This is a genomic window from Kitasatospora sp. NPDC059088 (genome assembly GCF_042738155.1).
Classification (GTDB): Bacteria; Actinomycetota; Actinomycetes; order Streptomycetales; family Streptomycetaceae; genus Kitasatospora.
Window position 1 is genome coordinate 1 of sequence record NZ_JBHYGR010000179.1, and the last position, 16,269, is coordinate 16,269.

General features: G+C 76.5%; 7 protein-coding genes and 1 pseudogene. All 8 read right to left on the minus strand.

Annotated elements, in window-relative coordinates; translation table 11 throughout:
* Positions 1-236 (minus strand): annotated as a pseudogene (locus ACFWXO_RS41435) (hypothetical protein); the annotation flags it as partial.
* A complete protein-coding gene (locus ACFWXO_RS41440; RefSeq protein ID WP_380531429.1) occupies positions 151-1,119 on the minus strand; it encodes a thioesterase II family protein in 969 nt (322 codons plus the stop codon). The pseudogene ACFWXO_RS41435 and the gene ACFWXO_RS41440, both read right to left, overlap by 86 nt.
* Positions 1,112-2,263 (minus strand): class II histone deacetylase, encoded by a 1,152-nt coding sequence (locus tag ACFWXO_RS41445; RefSeq protein ID WP_380531432.1) that lies wholly within the window; start codon positions 2,261-2,263, stop codon positions 1,112-1,114. Before ACFWXO_RS41445 ends, ACFWXO_RS41440 begins: the two co-directional genes overlap by 8 nt.
* Positions 2,260-2,571: a hypothetical protein gene (locus tag ACFWXO_RS41450; RefSeq protein WP_380405595.1), complete on the minus strand. Its 312-nt coding sequence runs from the start codon at positions 2,569-2,571 to the stop codon at positions 2,260-2,262. The genes ACFWXO_RS41445 and ACFWXO_RS41450 overlap by 4 nt, the downstream gene beginning before the upstream one ends.
* 92 nt (positions 2,572-2,663) lie before the next feature.
* The gene (locus ACFWXO_RS41455; RefSeq protein WP_380531435.1) at positions 2,664-6,542 is read right to left on the minus strand and encodes a bifunctional SDR family oxidoreductase/pyridoxal phosphate-dependent aminotransferase family protein; all 3,879 of its coding nucleotides are present in this window, start codon (positions 6,540-6,542) and stop codon (positions 2,664-2,666) included.
* Positions 6,539-7,660 carry a DNA alkylation repair protein gene (locus tag ACFWXO_RS41460; protein ID WP_380531438.1) on the minus strand — a complete coding sequence of 374 codons (1,122 nt, stop codon included), beginning with the start codon at positions 7,658-7,660 and terminating at the stop codon, positions 6,539-6,541. Before ACFWXO_RS41460 ends, ACFWXO_RS41455 begins: the two co-directional genes overlap by 4 nt.
* Complete coding sequence (locus tag ACFWXO_RS41465) at positions 7,653-13,826, minus strand: beta-ketoacyl synthase N-terminal-like domain-containing protein (protein ID WP_380531441.1); 6,174 nt, start codon at positions 13,824-13,826, stop codon at positions 7,653-7,655. Before ACFWXO_RS41465 ends, ACFWXO_RS41460 begins: the two co-directional genes overlap by 8 nt.
* A partial coding sequence (locus ACFWXO_RS41470) for an SDR family NAD(P)-dependent oxidoreductase (protein ID WP_380531444.1) occupies positions 13,823-16,269 on the minus strand: 2,447 nt, incomplete at its 5' end. The genes ACFWXO_RS41470 and ACFWXO_RS41465, both read right to left, overlap by 4 nt.

Genomic DNA, 16,269 nt, shown 5'->3' on the forward strand with positions numbered 1-16,269 from the left:
TTTTGTTTTGTCGTCGGCAGCGTCTTTTGTGTATAAGAGACTGGGCCGATGCGGTCGCCGAGGGTGCCCATGGTGACCAGGAAGCCGGCGATCAGGAAGCCGTAGATGTCGATGATCCACAGCATCTGGGAGGCCGAGGGGGCCAGGGCCTCACTGATGTGCGGTACGGCCAGGTGCAGCACGCTCACGTCGATGGAGAGCAGGAGGGTGGGCAGCGCCAGTACGGCCAGCCCCAGCCACTGGCGTGGACCGGCCTGCTGGGGGGAGTCGGCGGTGGTGCTCAACGGGGTTCCTTTCCGGAAGTCCGGGGGTGTACGGGGGTTCCGCCCCGTGGGGCGGTCGGTGGAGCGGTCGTGCGGGGCCCGGCGGGGTCGGAGCGACCAGGTGCCGGGCGACGGCCAGCGCGTTGGCGTGGTCGTACAGGTAGAAGTGGCCGCCGGTGAACATCAGTCGGCGGAAGCCCGCGGTGGTCTCCAGCGACCACAGGTGCAGGCGCTCGGCGAGGACGACCGGGTCGTCCGTCGCGCCGAGGGCGAGGATCGGCCCGGCCGGGCCGGTCAGCGGCCGCTCATGGGCCTCCATCGCCTCCAGGTCGGCCCGGATGGCGCGCAGCGCGGGCCCGAGGAGGTCGGCGCGGGCCAGCAGCCCCGGTGCGATGCCGCCGATCTCCTGGAGGTGGGCGAGGAGTTGGGCGTCGGTGCGGTCGCGGGCGGACGGCGGCCCGCCGCCGAAGCACGGCGGCTGCCGGGCCGAGACGGCGAGCAGTTCGGGCGGCAGGCCCTTGTGCTCCATCGCCCGGGTGAGCTCGTACCCGAGGATGCTGCCGAAGCTGTGCCCGACCACCGTGTACGGCAGCGGATCCGCCCCGGTGAGGTCGGCCAGCGCCCGGACCAGCGCCTCGACCAGCGGCTCGACCCTGGTCGGTGGTGCCTCGCCGAGGCGCACGCCGCGGCCCGGCAGCTGGGCCACCAGGAGTTCGACGTCCGCGGGCAGCACCTCCCGCCAGCCGCGGAAAGCGGAGGGCCAGCCGCCGGCGTGCGGCAGCGCCACCACCCGTCGGCGCGGGCGCGGCCCGGCGCCCTTGGCCGGCGCTCCCAGGCGCGTCCACCAGTCACCCATCGCCGGCCTCCCCCGCCCGCGGGCCGGCCGGGCCCGAGCGGCCCGCGAACAGCGGGTGGTGGGCGCGCAGGTGGTCGACCACCCGCCGCTGGTGGGGTTGCAGGCGCTGGCCGGGCAGGTGTTCCAGGGAGTGCAGGAACGGGTCGTCGGGGGCCGGCAGCCCGGCGACCGCGCAGGCCGTCGCCAGCACCAGCGTCGGCTGGTACCACGCCGAGTAGCCGCCCTCGTGGGCCAGGACGATCCGCCCGTCCGCCAGTTCGTCGGCCAGTCCGCACAGGGCCGCGGTCATGGCGTGGAAGGTGCGGCTGGTGCACAGCATCCGGCCCATCGGGTCGTGCCCGCCCGCGTCGACCCCGGCCGCGACCAGGATCAGGTCGGGGCGGAAGGACCGGGCGGCGGGCGCCACCAGCTGCTCCACCACGGCGAGGTAGGCCTCGTGCCCGGAGCCCGCGGGCAGCGGCACGTTGAGCGTGGTGCCGGCGCCCGCGCCCGCGCCGGTCTCCAGGACCAGGCCGGACGCCGCCGGGAACAGCCCGTCCTGGTGGACCGAGACGTACAGCACGTCCGGGTCCTCGTAGAAGACCCGTTGCAGGCCGTTGCCGTGGTGGACGTCCCAGTCCAGGACCAGCACCCGGCGCGCGCCGTGCCGCCGCGCGGTGCGGGCCGCGACCGCCAGGTTGTTGTAGAGGCACAGCGCCATAGCCCGGTCCGGTTCCGCGTGGTGGCCGGGCGGGCGCACCAGGCAGTAGGCCCGGCGGAACCGGCCGTCCAGGACGGCCGTGACGGCCTGGGCGCAGGCCCCGGCGGCGAGCCGGGCGGCCCGCGCGCTGTGGTAGTTGACGGGTGCGTACACCCCGGCGTCGCCCGCGCCGGCCGCCGAGGCGGCCTCGACGCGTTCGAGGTGCTCCGGGGTGTGCACCAGCAGCAGGTCCTCGTCGGTGGCGGGCGTCGGGGTCACGGCGGTGAACCGCTCCAGGACGCCGGCCGCCCGCACCAGGCCCTCCGCCCGGCGCAGGTCCGGGTCGACGGCGAACTGTCGCAGCGGCTCGATCCCGGGCCCCACCGGCAGGTAGCCGGCGCCGGGCCCGGGGTCGTGCCAGAAGCACAGCTCGTGGCTGTACCAGGCGAGTTCGGGAACGCTCACGCGGCGGACGCACCCAGCGGGGCCCGGCGCACGCCGGAGACCCTCTCGATGTACGCCAGGTAGTGCTCGCGCTCCTCGTCGGGGGTGCGCTTGGTGCGGAAGGTGGTCTCCAGCAGGTCGAGCACCTCGCCGGCCTCGGCGGGGCTGATCGGGCCGGCGCCGATCCGCTCCTCGGCGGCGCGGATGCGAGCGGCCGGCTCGACCACGCCCCGGGTGTGCTCCTGCGGGTCGGTGGCGTGGTTGCGGGTGACGGCGATGGCCTTCAGGACGGCCGAGAAGAACGCCTCGGTGTCGGGTGCGGCGGTCATGCGGTGCTCCCCTCCGGGATGCGGTGCGCGGATGTGCGGACGGGTGGGTCAGGGGATCCGGGTCGGTCTGGGAGTCTCCGGGTCCGGGTCGGTCAGGGGATGAGGCCGCAGGCCCGGCCGGCGCGCGCCAGCACGGCCAGCGCCTCGTCCAGGTCGGCCTCGGAGTGGGCGAGGTTGACGATCGTGCGCAGCCGGGGCAGCGTCCGCGGCACCGCCGGGTAGACGATCGGCTGCACGAACAGCCCGTCGCGCTGGCACAACCGGGCCATCGCTCCGGCCTGTTCGGCGCTGCGGCAGATCACCGGCACCACCGGGGTCTCGCTGTGCAGGGTGTCGAAGCCGAGGGCGCGCAGCTGCTCGCGGTAGCGGGTGGTGCGGGCGCGCAGGTCGCGGGTGAGTTCGGGTGCCGCGGCCATCACCTCGATCGCGGCCTTGGCGGCGGCGACCTGGGCCGGGGTCGCGGCGGCGGAGAACATCCAGCCGCGGGCGTTGTTCTTGAGCGCGAAGACCAGGTCGCGCGAGCCGGCGACGTAACCGCCCGCGCTGGGCACGGTCTTGGACAGGGTGCCCATCTTGACGTCGATCCGGGCCGGGTCGAGGCCGAAGTGCTCGGTGATGCCGCGTCCGGTGTCGCCGAGGACGCCGAGGCTGTGCGCCTCGTCGACCATCAGCGGGGCGTCGTAGCGCTCGCACAGCTCGACGATGCCGGGCAGGTCGGCGATGTCGCCGTCCATGCTGAACACGGCGTCGGTGACCACCAGGCGGCCCCGGTCGCCCGCCTTCCGCAGGGCGCGTTCCAGGTCGGCCAGGTCGTTGTGGGCGTAGGTGATCACCTCGGCGCCGGAGAGCCGGTAGCCGTCGAGGATGCTGGCGTGGTTGTAGACGTCGCCGATGACCACGTCGCCCGCGCCGACCAGGGCGCCCACGGTGGCGACGTTGGCCATGTACCCGCTGGAGAACACCACGGCGTCCTCGGCGCCGAGGAAGTCGGCGATCGCCAGCTCCAGTTCACGGTGCAGGTGGAGGGTGCCGGCCAGCAGCCGCACACCGTGGGCGCCGGTGCCGTGGCGCTCCACCGCGTCCAGGACCTGCTGGTCGATGTAGTCGTGGCCGATCAGCCCGAGGTAGCTGTAGGAGGCGAAGTTGAGGAACCAGCGGCCGTCGAACCTGATCCGGGCGCCCTCGGCGCGTTCGATCACCGGCTCGTAGAAGTACTCGTCCCTGGCGACGATCTGACGGTCCTCGGTGGAGAGCGCGTCGATCCGGCGCTCCAGGAAGCTGCCGCCGGGTGCGCCGGACAGCCGGCCGGGCAGGGTGCGTCGGGGCGTCCGGGTGCGCGGCGCCGGGACGGGTTCGGTACGGGCGGCGGGTTCCGCACGGACGGCGGGTTCCGTACGGGCGGCACGGGCGGCGGGGGCGGCGGGCGCGGGGCGCGGCTCGGGCTTCCGTACGGGTGCGGGCCCGGTGTGCGGTGCCGGGTCCCGGTAGCGGTCCCACTCGGGGACGAAGGCGTCGGCGCCCGCCCGGACGGGAGTGGGCGCGGGGACGGGAGCCGCGACGACTGCCGGTTCGGGCACGGGCGCGGGAGCAGGCGCGGGAGCGGGCGAGGGCGCCGGCCGGTCGGCGGCCGCCGCCGTGCGCGGCAGCGCCTCCAGGTGGCCCAGCAGGGCGCCGACGCCGCTGTGCTCGAAGAAGACCATCGGGTCGACGTCGAGCCCGGTGCCGGCCAGCGCCGCGGCCAGCTCGACCGCCATCATCGAGTCGAGTCCCAGCTCCAGCAGGTCGTCCTCACGGGCGACGTCGTCGACGAGCAGGATCTTCCGGACGGCGGCGGTGAGCGGCGGCCACAGCTCGCTCGTGGGTGTCAGGGTGGTGGTCATGGGTGCCCCCTTCGCTCGGGCGGTGGCGGTCAGGACGTAGTGCGCGGGTGGACGGCGGAGGGCCGCACGCAGCAGCGCGACGCCGTCGTCCGGGGTGAGGGCGGGGACGCCGTGGGCGGCGGCCCTGGCGGCGATGTGCTCGCCCATGCCGACGTTCCACAGGCCCCAGCCGAGGCTGTACCAGGGCTCGCCCGCGGCGCGTCGGCGGGCCGCGTAGCCGTCCAGGTAGCCGTTGGCGGCGGCGTAGGCGCTCTGGCCGAGGTTGGCGCGCACGGCGGCGACGGAGGAGAACAGCGCGACGAACCCGGGCGGGTCGTGCCGGGCCGCCAGCTCGGCGAGGGCGTGCACCCCGCCGAGCTTGGGGTCGAACACCTCCCCGATCTGCACCGGGGTCAGGCCGCGGGCCAGGCCGTCGCGCAGCACTCCGGCGGCGTGCAGGATGCCGTCGTAGCGCGCGGCGCCGGCCAGCCGTTCTGGCAGGTCGCGGACGTCGGCGGCGACCGTCTCCAGGTCGCACCGGGCGGCCAGCCGGTCGAGGCGCTGCCGGACCTCTCCGGCCGCCGGGGCGGTGCGGCCGACCAGGGTGAGGTGGGCGCAGCCCTCGTCGGCCAGGAACTCGGCGACCCGCAGGCCGATGCCGCCCAGGCCGCCGGTGATCAGGAAGCGTCCGCCGCGCAGGCGCGGGGGCCGGGCCGCGGCGGACCGGTCGGGTTCGATCACCGGGGCGTACCAGGTGCCGGAGCGCCGGGCCAGGTCCGGCTCGGTGTAGGGGGGCGGCGGCGCGGCCTCGCCCGGTTCCAGGTCGACCAGCCGCACGGTGGTGCGCGGGTGCTCCGCGCGCAGGGTGCGGGCCAGCGCCCACAGCGCCGTCGCGAAGGGGTCGACGGGCTCGCCCCCGGTGAGGTCGTGGGCCCCGGTGAGGTCGTGGGCCGCCGTGGTGACGATCAGCAGGTCGGGCATCGGGGGCCGGGCGGCGAGGCGGCGCACCAGGGTGAAGACGCCCTGGAGGGCCTGGGCCGCGCCGTCCGCGCCCGCCGTCCCCCGGGGTGCCACGTAGACCACCTCGTGCACGGGGTGCTCGGCGAGGACGGCGTCGATCCGTTCCTGTGTCAGTTCCCCGGGCGTCAGGCGGGCGACGGGTGGGGGGCCGGGCGGCGGCGGGGTGTCCGGCGGGGCGATCAGCAGCACGGCCCGGTCGGCGGCCCGGGGCGCGGGGGCCGGTTCGGTCCGCCGCCACCCGGGGGCCTCGATCAGTCCGACGACGGGCCCGGCAGGCTCCACGGGCTCGACGGCCCCGGCCGGCCCCGCAGGCGCGGGGCGCCCGGCGGTGGCGGCCTTGAGGGTGATCCGGTCCAGCTCCAGCAGCACCTCGCCCTGCTGGTTGCAGACGGTGGCCCGCCCGCGCACCGCGCCGCCCGGGCCGCCCGGTGCGGGCGGGTCGAGCTCGACCAGGGCCAGCACCGTCCCGGTGATCCGGCGGCGGGCGGCGATCCGGCCGACGTACCAGGGCAGGCACGCCCCGGCCGCTCCCCCGTCGAGCAGCCCGAGCAGCTGGAACACGCCGTCGAGCAGCGGCGGCGGCACGAAGGCCGCCGCGCGCGGGTCGTCCTCGGCCGTGCGCAGCACCGCCGCGATCCGGCCGGGCCCCCGCTGCGCGGAGCGGACCACCCGGTAGGCGGGCCCGTAGGCGATGCCGCTGGCGCGCCGCCAGGCGTCCAGCTCGGCGAGCGGGACGGCGTCCGGGCAGCCGGCCCGCAGGACGGCGGTGTCGAGGTGGCGCGGCGGCGGCAGCGGGACGCCGTGGGCGCGGGCGGTGCTGTACGCGACCGGGCCGTCGGGGCCGTCGGTGCGTACGGCGCACTGCCCGTCCTCGCCGGTCACCACCGCCAGTTCGACGCGCGGGCCGTCCACCCGCAGCGGCGCGCGGAAGGCGACCTGCTCCAGCGTCCAGGACCGGCCCGGGCTCCGGGTGTCCAGGGCGCGGAGCAGCGCGTCCGCCTGGACGGCGGCGGCGAGGACGGGGTGCTCGCCGATCCGGTGGTCGGCGACCACCGGAACGGCCGCGTCGAGGACGAGCGCCGGCGCGCTCATGTGCGCAGCCCGAAGTGCTCGGTGGCCTTCACCAGGCCGTTGACCTGGATGTCGACCCGGTGCTCGCCCGGGTAGTAGCTGCGGGTCTGCACCTCCTTGACCGGGTGGGTCTTGCGCAGGCGGCGCCGTTCGCCGGCGGCGAGTTCCAGGGTGGTCAGCTTGAAGACCTTGGGGATGCTGCGCCCGTTCCTGCGGACGTGGTGGACGACGTAGTCGACGGTCACGCTGTGGGCGCGGGTGTCGGTGTTCTCGACGTCCAGCTCGATCACGACGGTGTCCCCGACGGTCACCTCGTGCGGGGTGACGCTCAGCCGGGGCACCTCGACGTGTTCGCCGCCGGTGGCGCCGAGCACCGCCAGGGCCTGCTGGTCGCCGTTCTTCACCAGGGTCCGCAGGCCGTGCTTGACGATCCAGGCGGTCTCGGGGGTGCGGCTCTGCTCCAGCCAGCGCAGGGCGGTGTCGAGGGCCTGCTGCGGGTTGTCCTTGGAGATGTCGTTGAGGTTGTTCGCGACGGACTTGCGGACGTACTCGGAGGGGTCGCTGCGCAGCGGTTCGAGGATCTCCAGGACGGGTCGCGGGTCCTTGACGAAGACGCCCAGGGTGCGGGCCCAGGGCAGCCGCGGGCGCACGCCCTCGCTGGCCAGCCGCCGCACGTTGTGGCTGGGGCTGGCCGCCCACTCGGCGACCCGTTCCATCGTCAGTGCGTGGTGCTGTTCCAGGTAGGGCCGGATCGCGTACTCGCCGGTGTGCCGCCGGGTGATCTCCTCGATGGCGTCGAGGGAGGCCTCGGGGTGGTCGAGACCGTACTCCTCGACGAACCTGGCCACCGGCATCAGGTACCAGCTGGCGTTGAACATCCCCTCGCCCTCGGCGAGTTCGTCGCCGAGGGTGGTCAGCAGCAGGGGCAGGGCGGCGGGGTAGCCGTCGGGCAGCCGGGTGCGCAGGCCCTCGGCCAGCACCAGCACGCGGTCCTTCAACTCCTTGCCCGGCACGCGCCGTTCGACCTCGGCGGCGTAGCCCTCGACGTCGAAGCCGGGGTGGGCGGCGCGGATCCTGCCTCCGATCAGGCGGGCCGCCTCGCCGTTGAAGTGTCGCTTGAGTCCGTACTCGCTAGCCATGGTGCTCGGCCCTCTTCGTGTGCTCGGTGTGCTCGTCGGGGTTCGGTGCGGCCGCGGTGATCCAGTACCGCTGCCGGTGGAAGGGGTAGGTCGGGAGGGTGGTGATCCGCTGGCCCTTGCCCTCGTGCAGGGCGCTCCAGCGCGGTTCGGCGCCGGTGCGGTCGTGCTGGGCCGCCAGGGCGGCGTGCAGCTGGGCCTGGTCGCCGCGGCCGCGCCGGAGGGTGGCGATCCACTCGGGGTGGTCGCCGGTGTGCGCGGCCCTGGCCAGCGGGAGCAGGTGCGGCTGGGGGCCGATCTCCCACACCGTGTCCGGGGACTCCTGGCCCAGGGTGGCCGCCGCCTCGGCGAAGCGGACCGGGCGGCGGATGGCCCGGGCCCAGTACTGCGGGTCGGTCGCCGTCCCGGCGCTGTGCCAGGTGCCGGTGAGGGTCGAGACGAACGGCAGGACCGGCGGCGCGAGTTGGACGCCGGCCACCGCCTCGGCGAACGGGGCCACCGCGCCGTCCATCAGCGCGCTGTGGAAGGCGTGGCTGACCGTCAGCGGCTGCACGCGCTCGGTGCTCTCGGCCCGGAGCCGCTCGACGGCCCCGGCCGGGCCGCTGACGGTGTGCTGGCGCGGGGCGTTGTGGGCGGCGAGTTCCAGGCCCGGGTAGCGGGCGAGCAGGCCGCTGAGGGTGTCCGCGTCGGTGTGCACGACCGCCATCGCCCCGCCCCGGGGCTGGTCCTGCATCAGCCGGCCGCGCAGCGCGGTCAGCCGCAGCAGGTCGGGCAGGGTGAGCACGCCCGCCGCCCACGCCGCGGTCAGCTCGCCCAGGCTGTGCCCGGCGACCGCGTCGGGCCGTACGCCCGCCGCCGCCAGCCAGCGCACCAGGGCGACCTGCACGCTCACGATGCCGATCTGGGCGTAGCGGGTCTCGTCCAGCAGGTGCCGGGCGTCGCCGTGGAGCAGGTCGAGCAGCGGGACGTCGGTGTGCGGGGCGAGGAGTGCGGCGCACTCGTCCAGCGCCGCGCGGAAGCCCGGCTCGGTGGCGTACAGGCCCTCGCCCATGCCGGGGTACTGCGAGCCCTGACCGGTGAACAGGAACGCGGTGCGGGCCGGGCCGCCGCTGTGCCGGGCCGCCGGGGCGCCGCCCTCGGCGACGGCGGCGAGCCGGGCGGCCAGCTCCGCGGGGGTGCCGCCGTGCACGAGGGCGCGGTGGCGGTGCGCGGCCCGCGCGGTGTTCGCGGTGCGGGCGAAGTCGCCCAGGCCGGTGGCCGGGAGGGCGGCCACCTGCCCGGCGTAGGCGGCGGCCAGGGCGCGCAGCGCCGGTTCGCTCGCCGCGCCGAGGCGCACCAGGTGGCTGTCCTGGGCGAGCGGAGCGGGGGCGGCGGCGGCCGGCGCCTCCTCGACGATCACATGGGCGTTCACCCCGCCCATGCCGAAGGCGCTGACGGCGGCCCGGCGCGGGCGCTCGCCGCGCGGCCAGGGGCGGGCGCGGTCGACCAGGTGGAACGGGGTGGACTCGAAGCGGATGTGGTCGTTGGGCCGGGTGACGTGCAGGGTCGGCCACAGCTGCTCGTGCTCCAGGCCCAGCAGGACCTTGACCAGGCCGGTCAGCCCGGCGGCCGGCTCCAGGTGGCCGACGTTGGACTTCACCGAGCCGAGCGCGCAGAACTGCGCGCGGTCGGTGTGCTCGCGCCAGGCCCGGGTCAGCCCCTCCACCTCGATCGGGTCACCCAGCTTGGTGCCGGTGCCGTGCGCCTCGACCAGGTCGATGGTCTCCGGGGAGACCTCGGCGTCCCGCAGGGCCGCGGAGACGACGTCGCGCTGGGCGGCCGGGCTGGGCGCGGAGTAGCGGGTGGTGCGGCCGCCGTGGTTGACCGCCGTGCCCCGGACCAGGCCGCGCACCCGGTCGCCGTCCCGCTCGGCGTCGGCGTGCCGGCGCAGCACCACGGCGACGGCGCCCTCGCCGGGCACGAAGCCGTCGGCGCCGTCGTCGAAGGAGCGGCAGCGGTGCCGGGGTGACAGGGCCATCAGGTCGCCCATGGAACGGAAGTACTCGGGGCTGATCCCGGCGTGCACGGCGCCGATCACCGCCGTGTCGACGTCCCCGGAGCGCAGGTGCTGCACGGCGGTGTGCAGGGCCACCAGGGAGGAGGAGCAGAGGGTGTTGACGAGGGTGCTGGGGCCGTGCCAGTCCATCAGGTAGGAGAGGCGGTTGGCGATCATCGCCTCCAGGCCGAGCCCGCGCCCGTCGGCGACCCCGTGGCGCACCCGCTCCTCGTGGTAGTGGTCGTGGCTGTAGGCGATCCACAGCCCGGTGGTGGCGCCCTCGGCCCGGGCGCCGGAGCGGCCGCCGTCCTCCAGGGCCTCCCAGATCGTCTCGTAGACGATCCGGGCCTGGGGGTCGATCAGCGGCGCCTCCCGGGGCGAGATCCGGAACGGCGCGGGGTCGAAGCCGTCCACCCGGTCGAGGAACGAGGCCTCGGGGACCGGGGCGCCCGGGTGGCGGCGGTCCGCGGGCAGCGGGCGGACGGTGTCGCGGCCCTCGCGCAGCAGCTCGGCGAACTCGGCCAGACCGGCGGCGGTGGGCAGCCGGACGGGGGGGGCGGCGCCGGGGCGGGGGGGCGGGCGGGGGGTGTTCGCCGTGGCGGCGCGGGCGGGGGCGGCGGGCGCGGGGCGAGCGGGTGCGGGGCGAGCGGGTGCGGGGCGGGGGCGGCGCTGTTCGGCGGCGGGCGTGTCGGTGGCCGGGGCCGGGCCGGTCGGGGCGGGATCTGTCGGGGCGGGCAGCGTCGCGGCCAGCTCCGGGGCCTCCTCGGCCAGGAAGGCGGCGAAGCGGCGCGGGGTGGGGTACTCGAAGAACACCGTCGGGTAGAGCGAGAGGCCCTGCTCCCGGGAGATCCGCTCGCTCAGCGACACCAGGCCGACGGAGTCGGATCCGGCGGACAGGAACTCGGTGTCGGCGTCGGCCTCGGCGGTCCCGGTCAGCTCCAGGAACCAGGCGAGGATCCGCGCGGCCGGGTCCACCGGACGGGCGGGGGCCGGGGCGGTCGACTGCGGTACGGCCACCGGCGCGGGCTCGGGCTCAGGTGCGGGAGCCGACGCGGCGTCAGGCGTCGGACGGGCCTCGGGTGCCGCGTCGTCCGAATGACGCCCGACCGGCTCCGGGTGCTCCTCGAAGGCCGCCGTGGGAACCCGCTTGGAGGAGATGTCCGCCAGCACCAGCAGCGGCCGGCCCGCCGCGTCGGTGACCGTCTGGGTGACCCGGCAGGCCTCGTCGTTCCAGAACGCGGTCTCGGTACGGACGTACGCCGCCTCCGCCAGCGGGCCGTGGACCTCCAGTCGGCCGACCGAGAGCGGGATGAAGGCCGAGGCCTCGGCCGCGCCGAACACCGGGTTGTCGGGCGCGATCGCGGCGATCGTCACACTGTCCAGCAGCCCGGGGTACAGCTCGACCCCGCCGGGGTTCAGCTCCCGCTGACGCTCGCCCTCGATGCGGGCCAGCGTGCCGCCGTCGGGCAGGCCGGCCACCCAGGAGATGTTCCGGTAGTAGCGGCCGTGGTGGTAGCCGATCCGGCGCAGCCAGCGGTACAGCCGCGAGCCGGCGTGCAGTTCGGCCGAGCAGGTGTCCAGGAGCGCGGCGAGCGGGACGGCGGCGGGCTGCGGCGCCCGGCGCGCGAGGTAGCGGCCGGTGACGAACGGCTCGCCGCTCTCGCCGTCCTGGACGGTGAAACGGCCCTCGCCGTCCACCCGGCACACCACCCGGCGGGCGGCCGTGGGGATCAGCGGGCGGTGGAAGAGGACGTCGCCGAGCCCGTGGAAGGCCTCGCCGCGCACGGTCGCGCCCTCGCGCAGGAAGTCGAACCAGGCCACGCCCGGCAGCATCGTGCGCCGGTAGACCGCGTGCTGGGCGATCGGGGCCTCGCCGGGGCCGAAGACCCGGGAGAAGGTGTAGCCGGCGGCGCCCTCGTCGGAGTCCAGCACGGTGGGCGTGCCCGGCTCGGCCGAGCGCAGCGGTTCGCGCAGGTCCAGGGCCGGGCCGGTGGACTGGGCCGCAGGCAGCGGGCGCTTGCGCCAGGCGCGCCCGCCCTGGAAGGCCGCCCAGTCGATCTCCCGGCCCGCCGCGAAGAGTTCGGCCACGGTCGCGGCGAGCGTCCCGGCCACCTCCTGCTCGCCCTGGGCCCGGTCGAGCCGGGCGCAGAGCTCCGCCGTGTCCGCGCCTTGGTCGGCCACCGCCTCGGCGTCGGCCTCCTGCCGCAGGACGTCGGCCAGCGCCTGTTCCAGCGGCGTGCTCCCCCAGGCGAACTCCCGGACGGCCTCCCAGCCCGCCGGCAGGTCCACCGCCTCGGCGGGCAGGCCGAGACCGCGCAGCGCCACCGCGAGCGCGACGCCCTCGCTGATCCTGAGCAACTCGCCCGAGAACGAGGCCAGTTCGGTGCCGGTCGCGGCCTCGAAGAGGTCGAGCACCTCCCGCACGGCGGGCAGCGTCCGGTCCAGGGCGGCCAGCCAGGCGGGCGGGGTCGGCGCCGCCACCGGGCGGATCCGGACGGTCGTCCGGGGCTCCGGTGCGCCGCCCAGCAGCCACGTCCGCAGGGCGGCGGCCAGTTCGACGGCGTCGGCGCCCGTGACGGCGGTGCGCTCCGCGCGGTGCGGCCGGGCCAGTCGCGCCGTGGCGCAGGCGTCCGCCGGGTCCGCCGGGTCCACCGTCAGGAGGCCGAGCCACTGCGCCGCGAGCTCGCGCAGCGCGTACGGGGTGCCGGCGGACAGCGGCAGGACGTGGACGGCCCGTCCCGGAGCCGGGGGGTGAGGCTCCGGGACGGAGTCGGGGACGGCCTCGGCGACCACGTGGGCGTTGGTGCCGCCGAAGCCGAAGCCGCTCACCGCGGCCCGGCGCACCGGCGCCTCGGGCCAGGGGACGGCGGCGATGGGCAGGTGGAAGGGGCCGGTGTCCAGGCCCAGGCGCGGGTTGGGCGCCGGCACGCCCGCCGCCGGGATGACGCCCTCGCGCAGCAGGACGAGGACCTTGGCGAGCGCGGCGAGGCCCGAGGCCGAGTGGAGGTGGCCGATGCGGCGCTTGAGCGAGCCCAGGGCCACCGCGTTGCGCGGCACACCGTGCCGGCCGAAGACCTCGGTGAGCGCCCGGGTCTCGATCGGGTCCCCGATGGCGGTGCCCGTGCCGTGCGCCTCGACGTACTGGACGGTGGCCGGGTCCACGCTCCGGTAGACCCGGTCCAGCAGCTCCACCTGGGCGTCCAGGTTGGGCGTGGTGACGCCCATGGTGGCGCCGTCGTTGTTGACGGCGCTCGCGCTGATCGCGCCGAGGACGTGATCGCCGTCGGCCAGCGCGGCCGCCATCGGCTTGAGGACCAGCGCGACGGCGCCCTCCCCCGGGACGTAGCCGTTGGCCCGGCCGTCGAAGGTGTGGCAGAGGCCGTCCGGGGACAGCGCTCCGGTGCGGGAGAGCAGCACGAAGGTCAGCGGGTCGATCAGCAGGTCAACGCCGCCGACGACGGCCAGGTCGCAGGCGTCGGCGGTCAGGCTCTGGCAGGCGAGCCAGAGCGCCGTCAGCGAGGACGAGCAGGCCGTGTCGACGACCAGGCTCGGGCCCGAGAGGTCGAGGCGGTCGGAGAGCCAGGCCGCCAGGAAGTTCTGCGACCGCCCCCACAGCGCCGCCGGGCGGGCGGCCTCGGGGAGCCGGGCGGCCAGGCCGCGGCCGTGGTCGAAGCCGTAGGAGTTCATCCGCGCGCCGATGAAGACGCCCGCGTTGAGCCTCCGCCGCCCGGCCCCGAGCTGGCCGGAGTCCTCCAGGGCCCGGGCGCCGACCTCCAGCATGGTGCGCTGCTGCGGGTCCAGGTGGAGCGCGTCCTCGGCGCTGAGGCCGAAGGCGGCGTGGTCGAAGGAGTAGGGGTCGAGCAGGAACGCCCCGCGGTGGTGGGAGCCCTGGTGGGGGCCGTCGCCGAGGTAGAGCTCGCGGCGCCACCGGCCGGGCGGGACCTCGCCGACCTCGGTGCCGTCCTGGTGCAGGAAGTGCGCCAGGTCGACGGCGTCCTCGGCGCCGGGGAGGCGTACCGCGAGGCCGATGACGGCGATGCGGCGGTCCGGGCGGTCCACGCTGGTCCTTTCGTCGGCGGGTCTGTCGGTGGTTCTGTCGCAGGGGCGGTCGGTGGGGCGGTCGGTGGAGGTCACGGCGTCACCGGGCCCGGTCCGGCGCCGACCAGGGGCCGCAGCAGGGCCCGCAGCGCGGTGCTGCGGCCGTCGGCGTCGGGGGCGGGGACCGGGCGGTCCGGTCCCGGCTGGGCGGGGACGGTCACCGCGAGCTCGGCGGCGAGCACGGCGGCGAGGTCGTCGGCCGTACGGGTGCGCATCAGCAGCGACGGGTCGACGGTGCGTCCGGTGTGCCGTTCCAGGGCGGTGGCCAGTTCGGCGATCGCCAGCGAGTCGAGCCCGAGGCCGGGCAGGGCCCGCTCACCGGGGTCCTCGCCGAGGACCTGGACGAACGCCGCGCGGACGGCCTCGCGGGCTGCCGTGCGGTCCCGGCCGGTGACCGGCGCGGGGGCGGCGGGCACCGTCGCGGGGACGGCGGCGGGGATGACGACGCGGATCGGGGCCGGTTCCGGTGCCAGTGTCGGTGCCGGTACGGGCTGCGCGGTGGCGGTGGCGCGGCCGGGGAAGAGCACGGCGCCGCCGGTCAGTGCGTGGTCGAGGAAGGCGGCCTCCGCCTCCCCGGCATCGATGGCGTGGGCGGCGGCGAAGGAGGCGTCCGCGGCCATGCCGACCCCCGTCCAGTCCGGCCAGGCGTGGGCCGTGACGGTGGTTCCGGCAGTGCCGTTCTCCCGTTCGGCCAGGGCGAGTTGGTAGGCGTTGGCGAGGGCGTAGTCGACCAGTCCGCGCCCGGCCCGGGCCTGGGCACCGGCGATCGAGGACACCAGAACGGCGAAGTCCGCGCCGCGCTGCTGGGCGAGCCGGACGGCGTTCAGCGAACCGGCGACCTTCGGGGCCAGCACCCGGGCGGCGTCGCCCCAGGGGCGGCGGTGCATCGCGCCGAACGGGTTGACGCCGCCGGCTCCGTGCACCACACCGCGCAACCGGCCCCAACGGGCGCCCAGTTCGTCGGCGACGGCCGCGAGCGCCGAGGCGTCGGCCGTGTCGCACGGCCGGTACGCCACCTCCGCCGGGCCCGCCAGCTCGCGCAGCGCGGCGGAGCGCCCGGGGTCGAGCGGGGACCGGCCGACGATGCCGATGCGGCGGGCGCCGCGCTCGATCAGCCGGGCGACCAGGCGTCGGCCGACGGCACCGAGCCCGCCGGTGACCAGCAGGTAACCGTCCCCGGACAGGCCGCAGTTCGGCCCGGGCGCCGCGTCGGCGGACTGCGGGGCGTAGCGGACACCGCCGCGGTACGCCACGACCGTGGCAGCGCCGTGCTCGCCGTGCTCGCCGTTCGGGGCGTCCGGGCCGTGGCCCAGGGCCGCGTACTCGTCGGCGAGTTGCCGGGCCCACGCCTCGGCCGGATCGGCCGCGTCCAGGTGGACGATCGCGCCGGACCTCCGGCTCTCGGCGCAGGCCGCGGCCACCGCCGCGGCCTCGGCGGCCCGTACCGGGCGCAGCGCGGCACGCTCCCCGGGGTGCACGGCGGCGCTGTGGCAGCCGGCCCACAGGATGCGGCCGTGTGGCGGCAGCTCCCGGATCTGGTCGCCGAGTTCCTTCCAGAAGGGCCCCAGCTCCTCGCCGTCGCCACCGTCGGCGTCGTCGGAGGCGTCGATCATGAGGACGGTGTCGGCGGCCCGGCCGGGCTCGGCCAGGCGCGCGCCGCGGGCACGGAGTTCGGCCTCGATCAGCTGCCCGAGGGCTCGGTCGGCGCCGACCAGCCGGACGGTCCCGGAGGCCACCGTCGGGGCGGCCGTCGCGGCGGCCGGCTCCTGGGAGTGCCACGCGGTGCGCAGGGCCTGGGCGCCGGTGGGCCGGGGGGCTTCACCGGTACGGGGCTCGCCGGTGCGGGTCCGCCAGTAGGTGTCCGGGGCGAACGGGTAGGTCGGCAGGTCAGTGGTGCGGGCCCCGGGGATACCGAGCGCGGACCGCTCGGCGGCGGCCGGTTCCTGGTCGGCGTGGGTGACGGGCACCCGGCCGGCGGCGACGGCGCGCAGGGCGGTGGCGAGCTCGGCGGCGTCACGGCCGTGGACGGCCGTCCGCCATTCCTGCGGGGAGCGGCCGGTGTTGGCCGTGCGGCACAGGTCGGCGGTCTCCCACGGGTCGCGGACCGCCTCGAACCGCTCGGCGTAGGCGGCGGCCAGGGTGCGGACGGTGTTCTCGTCGGCGGCCGTCACCCGCACCAGGTGGCTGCCGGGCGGCAGCGGCGCGCGGACGGGGAGGGCGGGCGGCTCCTCGACGATGACGTGGGCGTTGACGCCTCCCATCCCGAAGGAGCTCACGGCCGCCCGGCGGGCCTGCTCCCCGCGCGGCCAGGGGCGGGCGCGGTCGGCCAGGTAGAACGGCGAACTCTCGAACGTCACATGGTCGTTGGGCCGCCGGACGTGCAACGAGGGCGGGATCGTGCCGTGTTCCATCGCGAGCAGGACCTTGACCAGGCCGGCCAGTCCGGCGGCCGGCTCCAGGTGCCCGATGTTGGACTTCA